The 6968-nt window shown below is 70.5% G+C and carries 8 protein-coding genes; 4 read left to right on the top strand and 4 right to left on the bottom strand.

The window, feature by feature from the left end:
* The first annotated feature begins 117 nt into the window (after window positions 1-117).
* The 3 genes from araA to ACFFGH_RS13160 are packed head-to-tail and all read left to right on the top strand — an operon-like array spanning window position 118 to window position 2128.
* The gene (araA, locus tag ACFFGH_RS13170; RefSeq protein WP_386668951.1) at window positions 118-1638 is read left to right on the top strand and encodes an L-arabinose isomerase; all 1521 of its coding nucleotides are present in this window, start codon (window positions 118-120) and stop codon (window positions 1636-1638) included.
* A 20-nt stretch (window positions 1639-1658) separates the two neighbouring features.
* Window positions 1659-1856 (top strand): hypothetical protein, encoded by a 198-nt coding sequence (locus tag ACFFGH_RS13165; protein WP_386668949.1) that lies wholly within the window; start codon window positions 1659-1661, stop codon window positions 1854-1856.
* Complete coding sequence (locus ACFFGH_RS13160; protein WP_386668947.1) at window positions 1853-2128, top strand: alpha-L-arabinofuranosidase C-terminal domain-containing protein; 276 nt, start codon at window positions 1853-1855, stop codon at window positions 2126-2128. Before ACFFGH_RS13165 ends, ACFFGH_RS13160 begins: the two co-directional genes overlap by 4 nt.
* Before the next feature lie 4 nt (window positions 2129-2132).
* Here ACFFGH_RS13160 and ACFFGH_RS13155 read toward each other — a convergent pair whose 3' ends face one another.
* From ACFFGH_RS13155 to ACFFGH_RS13145, 3 genes are all read right to left on the bottom strand, one after another.
* Window positions 2133-3281, bottom strand: a complete 1149-nt coding sequence (locus ACFFGH_RS13155) for a YncE family protein (protein WP_386668946.1) — start codon at window positions 3279-3281, stop codon at window positions 2133-2135.
* A 150-nt stretch (window positions 3282-3431) separates the two neighbouring features.
* Complete coding sequence (locus ACFFGH_RS13150) at window positions 3432-4886, bottom strand: HNH endonuclease signature motif containing protein (RefSeq protein WP_386668945.1); 1455 nt, start codon at window positions 4884-4886, stop codon at window positions 3432-3434.
* 102 nt (window positions 4887-4988) lie between these two features.
* On the bottom strand, window positions 4989-6149 hold the full coding sequence (locus tag ACFFGH_RS13145) for a MalY/PatB family protein (protein ID WP_386668943.1): 1161 nt from the start codon (window positions 6147-6149) through the stop codon (window positions 4989-4991).
* A 68-nt stretch (window positions 6150-6217) separates the two neighbouring features.
* Between ACFFGH_RS13145 and ACFFGH_RS13140 the strand changes: the two genes are divergently transcribed.
* Window positions 6218-6673: a YflT domain-containing protein gene (locus ACFFGH_RS13140; protein WP_386668941.1), complete on the top strand. Its 456-nt coding sequence runs from the start codon at window positions 6218-6220 to the stop codon at window positions 6671-6673.
* 34 nt (window positions 6674-6707) lie between these two features.
* Here ACFFGH_RS13140 and ACFFGH_RS13135 read toward each other — a convergent pair whose 3' ends face one another.
* Window positions 6708-6968, bottom strand: a complete 261-nt coding sequence (locus ACFFGH_RS13135; protein WP_386668939.1) for a hypothetical protein — start codon at window positions 6966-6968, stop codon at window positions 6708-6710.

Below are 6968 nucleotides of genomic sequence, written 5' to 3'. Positions count from 1 at the left end.
CACGGTGCACATCGCCCGCCAGCTGGGGGAGCCGGTCCCGATCCCGCAGGAGAAGATCGACGCCCTGTTCGACCGCTACCAGAACGTCTACGGCCAGGCCCCACAAGGAGAACTCAAGTGACCCGCAGCATCCTTCCCGACCTCGGCCTTCGCGAGGTCTGGTTCCTCACCGGCAGCCAGGGACTCTACGGCGAGGAGACCCTCCGCCAGGTGGCCGAGCAGTCGCAGCAGGTGGCGAGTCTGCTCGCGGACGCCGCCGACGTGCCGGTGCGGATCGTGTGGAAGCCGGTGCTCACCGACACCGACGCGATCCGCCGTGCCGCGCTCGACGTCAACGCCGCCGATGGGGTCATCGGCGTGATCGCCTGGATGCACACCTTCAGCCCCGCGAAGATGTGGATCGCCGGGCTGGACGCCCTGCGCAAGCCGCTGCTGCACCTGCACACCCAGGCGAACGTCGCGCTGCCGTGGGGCGAGATCGACTTCGACTTCATGAACCTCAACCAGGCCGCTCACGGGGACCGGGAGTTCGGCTACATCCAGGCCCGCCTCGGCGTGGCGCGCAAGACCGTCGTGGGCCACGCCTCCGACCCCGCCGTTACGGCGCAGGTGGGCGCCTGGACGCGTGCCGCCGCCGGCTGGGACGCCGTGCGCAACCTCAGGCTCGCTCGGTTCGGCGACAACATGCGCTACGTCGCCGTCACCGAGGGTGACAAGACCGAAGCCGAGCTCCGCTTCGGCGTCAGCGTCAACACGTGGGGTGTCAACGAGCTCGCCGACGCGGTGCACGCCGCAGCCGACGCGGATGTCGACGCGCTCGTCGCCGAGTACCAGGATCTCTACGACGTCGCCGCCGAGCTCCGGTCCGGTGGCGACCGGCACGACTCGCTTCGCTACGGCGCCCGGATCGAGCTGGGCCTGCGCTCCTTCCTCGAGGCGGGCGGATTCGGCGCGTTCACCACCACCTTCGAGGACCTCGGCGCGCTGCGGCAGCTCCCCGGCCTCGCGGTGCAGCGGCTGATGGCCGACGGCTACGGCTTCGGCGCGGAGGGCGACTGGAAGACCGCCATCCTGGTGCGTGCTGCGGCCGTGATGGGTGCCGGGCTCCCGGGTGGCGCGTCGCTGATGGAGGACTACACCTACCATCTGGAGCCCGGCAGCGAGCTGATCCTCGGCGCCCACATGCTTGAGGTGAACCCGGCGCTCAGCTCGCAGAAGGCACGGCTCGAGGTGCACCCGCTCGGCATCGGCGGCAAGGAGGACCCGGTGCGTCTGGTCTTCACCGCGGACGCGGGCCCGGCCGTGGTGGTGGCGATGAGCGACATGCGCGAGCGTTTCCGGCTCGTGGCGAACGTCGTGGAGAACGTCGAGCTGCCCGAGCCTATGCCGAAGCTCCCGGTCGGTCACGCCGTGTGGAAGCCCGCGCCCGACTTCCGCACCTCGGCCGCCGCATGGCTCACCGCCGGCGCCGCGCACCACACCGTGATGACCAACCAGGTGGGCGTCGATGTCATCCGCGACTTCGCCGAGATGGCGCGCACGGAGCTGCTCGTCATCGACGAGTCGACCACGCTCGCCGGCTTCCAGAACGAGGTCCGCTGGAACCAGGCGTACTACCGGCTGGCCCAGGGCTTCTAGGTCGCCGGAGGAGAGTCAGCATGTCCGAGGCGTCGATCCTCGTCGACCGCTCACGGGTCGTCGCTCCGGTGCGTCGTCGGCTGTTCGGCTCGTTCGTGGAGCACCTCGGCCGGTGCGTCTATGACGGCATCTACGAGCCGACGCACCCGACCGCCAACGAAGACGGGTTCCGGATGGACGTCGTCGAGCTGGTGCGCCGGTCGTCGACGCCGTCGTGACGTTCGACGAGGACTCCGGTTCGGCGGCCGTCTTCGTGGTGAACCGCGATCTGCGCGACTCCACCACCGTCCGCATCGACGTACGGGATCTCGGTGTCGGCCGCGTCGCGGAGGCGGTCACCCTCCACGACGACGACCCCTGCGCGCGAAACACCCGTGAGCAGCCCGAGCGGGTGGGCCTGACCCCGAACGGGTCGGCGGGGATCGAGGACGGCATCCTGACCGTCGTGCTGCCGTCGGTGTCGTGGAGCGCCATCTCGCTGCAGCGCTGAGTCGTCAGCTCCGGCGTTCCAGCACCGCGATCGCCGACTGCTCCAGGTCGGCGACGTAGACGCAGTCCGTGGTGTCGTCGACCGCGACCGCGCCGTACCAGGCGCGGGATCCGTCTGCGCCGCCGATCCGCTCGACGATTTTCAGAGGGGCCATGTCGATGAGTGTCAGCTCGCCATGGGCGGTGCCGGTGACGTAGGCGAGGCCCGATGCGGCGTCGTAGGCGATGTCGAACGGGCCACGCCCGCCCACCGCGACCCGGCCGACCACCTCGAAGGCGGCGAGGTCCACGACCGAGACGGTTCCGAATCCCTGGTTCGCCACGAACACGCCACCGTCCTTCTCGTCCACCGCCATCGCCCCGCTGGGCATCGGGAGCGTGTCCCGCACCGCGAGCGTGCGGACATCGATCGCCGCGAGGCCCTTCGCCCCCGCGACGAGCACCACGCCGGAATCGGACACGACCTCCACGAACATCGGGTCGACGTCGACGGGGATCCGGCGGATACGGTCGCCGGAGGCGCTGTCAAACACCGCGACGGTGTCGTCACCGCTGTTGACGACGAACAGCAGGCCGGTGGCCGGGTCGATGACCGCATCAGTCGGCCAGCGCGCATCCGGGAACCGTATGGAGCGGACCAGCGCGCGGCGTTCGGTGTCGATCACCGCCACGGCGCCCCCGGGCACCCGCACTCCCGCGAGCGGCGCATACAGCGCTCCTCGCTCCGCGTCGAGGAACAGCCCGTACGGGCGGTCGCGCAGCGGGATGCTCGCCGCGACGGCACGCGAGCCGGTGTGCACAACCGAGATGGCCGTGCCGAGCTCGCTGCTGATGTACAGCGTCGACGCTCCGGCGTCGAGCACCAGGTCGATCGGGCGATGGTCGAGCGGGATGGTCGCGAGCACACCCGCAGAGGAGCCGCCGTCGCACCGGCCGGTGTCCGCGTGATCGGTGGCGGTCCCGCCCGGCGGGTATGCCAACGGGTCGGCGCCCGGCCAGCCGCCTCCAGGAGGTGCTGACCCCTCTGCCGGTGTCGACCGCACCGGGGCGGCGGCCGGGAGCGGCTCGGCGATGCCCGGCGGCGGCGCAGTGCACCCCGACAGCAGTGCGCCGGCAAGCAACAGGGGAGTGAGCGCCTTCCGCTTCGCACGCATCGCGCGCCTCCCGCTCGGCCTGGCGGTCCCAAGGAGGCTTCAGTGCCCCGGTCGGTGGCCGACTCCAGGCTACGACCGGCGTGCCGGTCCGCCAATGTGCGGGTGGCTCACGGGCAGGAACCTCACTGCTGTTGTTCGATGCAGATCACATCAGCCGCTGAAGATCCCAGGCTGCCCGAGCTGGGCGTGGTCGGCTTTCAGTTCGTCGTCGAATGCGGCTTGCCATTCGCCGTAGAGGTCGTCCGGGATGCGGTCGTCGTACTCGGGTGGTGGTGGGTCGTGTTCGAGGAGTGCTTGTCGGATGGCGTCGTCGAGGTGGGGTGCGCCGAGCATCTTGACCGCGGGTTCGGTGATGTAGTTCTGTCCCATGGGTGTGGTCCATTCCAGGGTGCCGGTCCGGTCGAGGTGTCGGTAGGTCAACCCGGTCACGGTTTTCAGTTTGTGGTGATTGACGCAGAGGTGCGCCAGGTTGTCGAACGCGGTCGGCCCGTGGTCCTTTGCTCGTTCGAGGGTGTGGTCGATTTCGCAGGTCGCGGCGCGGCGGCCGCAGCCCGGGGTCCGCCAGGTCTGGTCGCGGATCTGCAGCCACCGCCGCAGCGCCGTGGGCGGCTTGTAGGAGTCGACGGCGAGGATGGTGCCGGTGACCGGGTGGGTGACCAGTCGGATGAGCTCGTCGGCGTCGGCGAGCAGCTGCCGGGCGGTGACCGGGTCGATGGGCCCGTATCCTTCCAGGATCGCCAGCTCCTCGGGGATGCCGGCGATGCTCAGCGCGGGCACCACGATGTGCGCGGTGGGGGTGATCTTCACCCCGCCGAGCTCTCCGTTGGCGAGGAACTCGATGGCCAGGTCGGCGCGGATCTGCGGCAGCGTGCGGGACTCGTCCGGGTCGGCGGCGACCCCGCGGGCGCAGTGTTCGATCCCGTTCTGCACCGCGATCACCGTCTCGGCGGAATGCCGCACACTGAAGACCGCGGTCCCGTCCGGCAGCGGGTCGACCCACACGTCGCGGGCCTCCACCGCGGCCTGGTGCCGTTCGATGGCGGTGTCCGGGTGCAGCCGCTCCGCGATGTCGCGCAGCTTCCCCTTCAGCCGGGCGGTGCTCAGCGTCCCCGCCGCGACCAGCGCCTGCGTTTCGAACAGCAGCCGGTCCTCCGCCGGCAGGTGGCAGCTTTCGCCCCAGATCAGCCGGGCGTGCCACTCGGTGACCTCCCCGGCCCGCAGCGCCTCCATCGTCGCGGTCAGCTCGGTGGCCAGCGCCTCCGCCATTGCCAGCTGGGTCTCCGCGGCCCGTTCCGAGATGCGCAGCGCCATGGCCAGCTGCGCCTTCACCGAGCGCCGCTCGATATCCGGGGACAGCCGGAACCGCACCCGCGCCTGCGCACCGATCGCATCGCCGCGGAGCGCATCCGGGTCGGTGTTCGCTTTCTCGGCTTCCAGGCGGAACTCGTTCACCCGCTCCAACCGCACCGCGGCCGCCCGGGCGACATCCCGGTCCGCCTCCCGCAGCCGGTCCACCACTGCCGCACGACGCTCCAGCACGGCAGCGGCAGGCGACAGCTGAACTGGTGCGCCGCCGGGCGTCTCGGTGGTGGTGGTTTCTTCCATACCCACATTCGACCCGCGACCCCCGACACCAGAACGCCGAAACCCCCGATCAGGGGTGGTTATCCACATCCGATCGCCGGCATTCCCAGCGAACTCTCATTGTTAGGGAGAGGTCTGCTCCGGTACCTGCGCGGCGATCCGCTCGACGGCCTCCCGCAGCACCTCCGGGGAGCACGCGAGATTCAGCCGCGCGTGTCCCACGCCCTGCCGCCCGAACGTCGGTCCGGCGTTCAACGCGACGCGGGCCCGGTCGAGGATCACCGCGCTCGGATCCGGCCCGAGCTCGAAAGCACGGAAGTCGAGCCACGCCAGGTAGCTCGCGGACGGCGGGCGGTAGCCGACGGCGGGCAGCAGCTCCGCGAGCAGCCGGGCGAGCAGCGCGCTGCTGGACTCGATCTCCGCGATCGCGCCGTCCAGCCAGTCGGCGGACGAACGGAATGCGGCGACCGACGCGTGCAGCCCGAACAGGCTCGTGCGGTAGCCGACCTCCGCCGGCATCCGGTCGAGCGCCGCGACCAGCTGCGGAGACCCGGCGATCATCATCGCGCACTTCAGCCCGGCGAGGTTCCAGGCCTTGCTCGCCGACGTGACGGCGACGGCGTGCGACCGTGCCGAATCCGACACCGACAGGAACGGCGTGAACTCCGCGGTGGAATGCGTCAGCGGCCCGTGGATCTCGTCACTGACCACCACGACCCCGTGCGTCTCGGCCAGCTCCGCGACCGCGAGGAGCGTCTCGCGCGGGTGGACGAGGCCGAGCGGGTTGTGGGGATTGCAGAGGAGGAACGCCGTCGCCCCGCCCGCGAACGCCTCGGCCAGTCCGTCGAGGTCGAGCGACCAGCCCGACCCGTCGTCGATCAGGGGCACCTCGTGCACGGCACCGCCCGCCTCTGGCACGAACTCGAAGAACGGCGGATACACCGGGGGAGTGATCACCACCCGGTCGCCCGGTGCGATCACCTGCCGGAGTGTCTCCACGATCGCGACGCTGACGTCGGTGGTGGTGCGGATCCCGGCCTCGTCCGGCCGCCAGTTCCAGCGGCTCTCGGCGAAGCCGGCAAAGGCGCTCGGGAGTCCGCCCGGGGACCCCACGTACCCGGTGTCGGACCGCTCGACCAGATCGATGAGCGCGGCTCTGATGGCGGGAGCCAGCGGATAGTCCATCTCCGCGACGAAGAGCGGCAGCACGTCGGGCGGATGGCTCGTCCACTTGCTGCTCGTGCGCCGGCGGAGATCTGACAGCGGGTCGGCGGTCACCTTCATGCATCTACCTTGGACCGGGTCGGAGGCGTAACGTCGCAGGCGGGGCGAAATGGCGACTGGAGGATCACGTGACCGTTGAGGGACAGTCGGTGCAGTACACCGAGCTTGCGAAATTCGAGGACTACGGTTCGGCGCAGGCGCTTGTCGACAAGCTCTCGGATGCCGGGTTCGAGGTGCGACGGCTGCGGATCGTCGGCAACGACCTGCACTCGGTCGAGCAGGTGACTGGCCGGCTGACGGTGGGCAAGGCGGCGCTCCTCGGCGCCGGGAGCGGCGCCTGGTTCGGGGTGCTGATCGGGCTCTTCTTCGGCCTGTTCTCGCCGGGCGCCAGCTGGATCAGCGTGCTGCTCGCTGGCCTTCTGATCGGCGCCGGCTGGGGCGCGATCTTCGGCGCCGTGGCGCACTCGATGACCCGCGGCCGCCGCGACTTCACGAGCGTGAAGGTGTTCGAGGCGGCGAGCTACACGGTGATGGTCGATGCCGCACACTCGGCTGAGGCCGCGCGCCTGATGGGACCGTCCTAGCGGCACGCGGTCGAACGGCCCGCCCGCGGCCGCGTCACCACGGCCGGAGCAGCATCACGCCGGCGGGATGCCCGGTCCGCCGCGTCTGCCGGTGCGTGACGTGCGCTCGATCGGGCAGCCACTGGCTCGCGACCGGATTCGAGGGTCCGGTGTGGACCGAGTTCACGGTGTCCGCCCAGCCGTTCTGTGCGGAGCGCACCGGCTGCCTGCGGTAGCCGTCACGGGCGACCACGAGGATGCTGGCGGCGATGCCCCACACTGCCAGGCCACCGAGCAGAAGGAGAAAGAATGTCAT

This window comes from Lysobacter korlensis (genome assembly GCF_042434515.1).
Note: the sequence above shows the minus strand (reverse complement) of the source record. Positions and strands in the feature narration are given on the sequence as shown.

Coding starts and splice junctions, on each gene's coding strand:
- ACFFGH_RS13165 (WP_386668949.1), top strand. CDS start 1,659: ATGTCCGAGGCGTCGATCCTCGTCGACCGCTCACGGGTCGTCGCTCCG.
- ACFFGH_RS13155 (WP_386668946.1), bottom strand. CDS start 3,281: ATGCGTGCGAAGCGGAAGGCGCTCACTCCCCTGTTGCTTGCCGGCGCA.
- ACFFGH_RS13150 (WP_386668945.1), bottom strand. CDS start 4,886: ATGGAAGAAACCACCACCACCGAGACGCCCGGCGGCGCACCAGTTCAG.
- ACFFGH_RS13145 (WP_386668943.1), bottom strand. CDS start 6,149: ATGAAGGTGACCGCCGACCCGCTGTCAGATCTCCGCCGGCGCACGAGC.
- ACFFGH_RS13135 (WP_386668939.1), bottom strand. CDS start 6,968: ATGACATTCTTTCTCCTTCTGCTCGGTGGCCTGGCAGTGTGGGGCATC.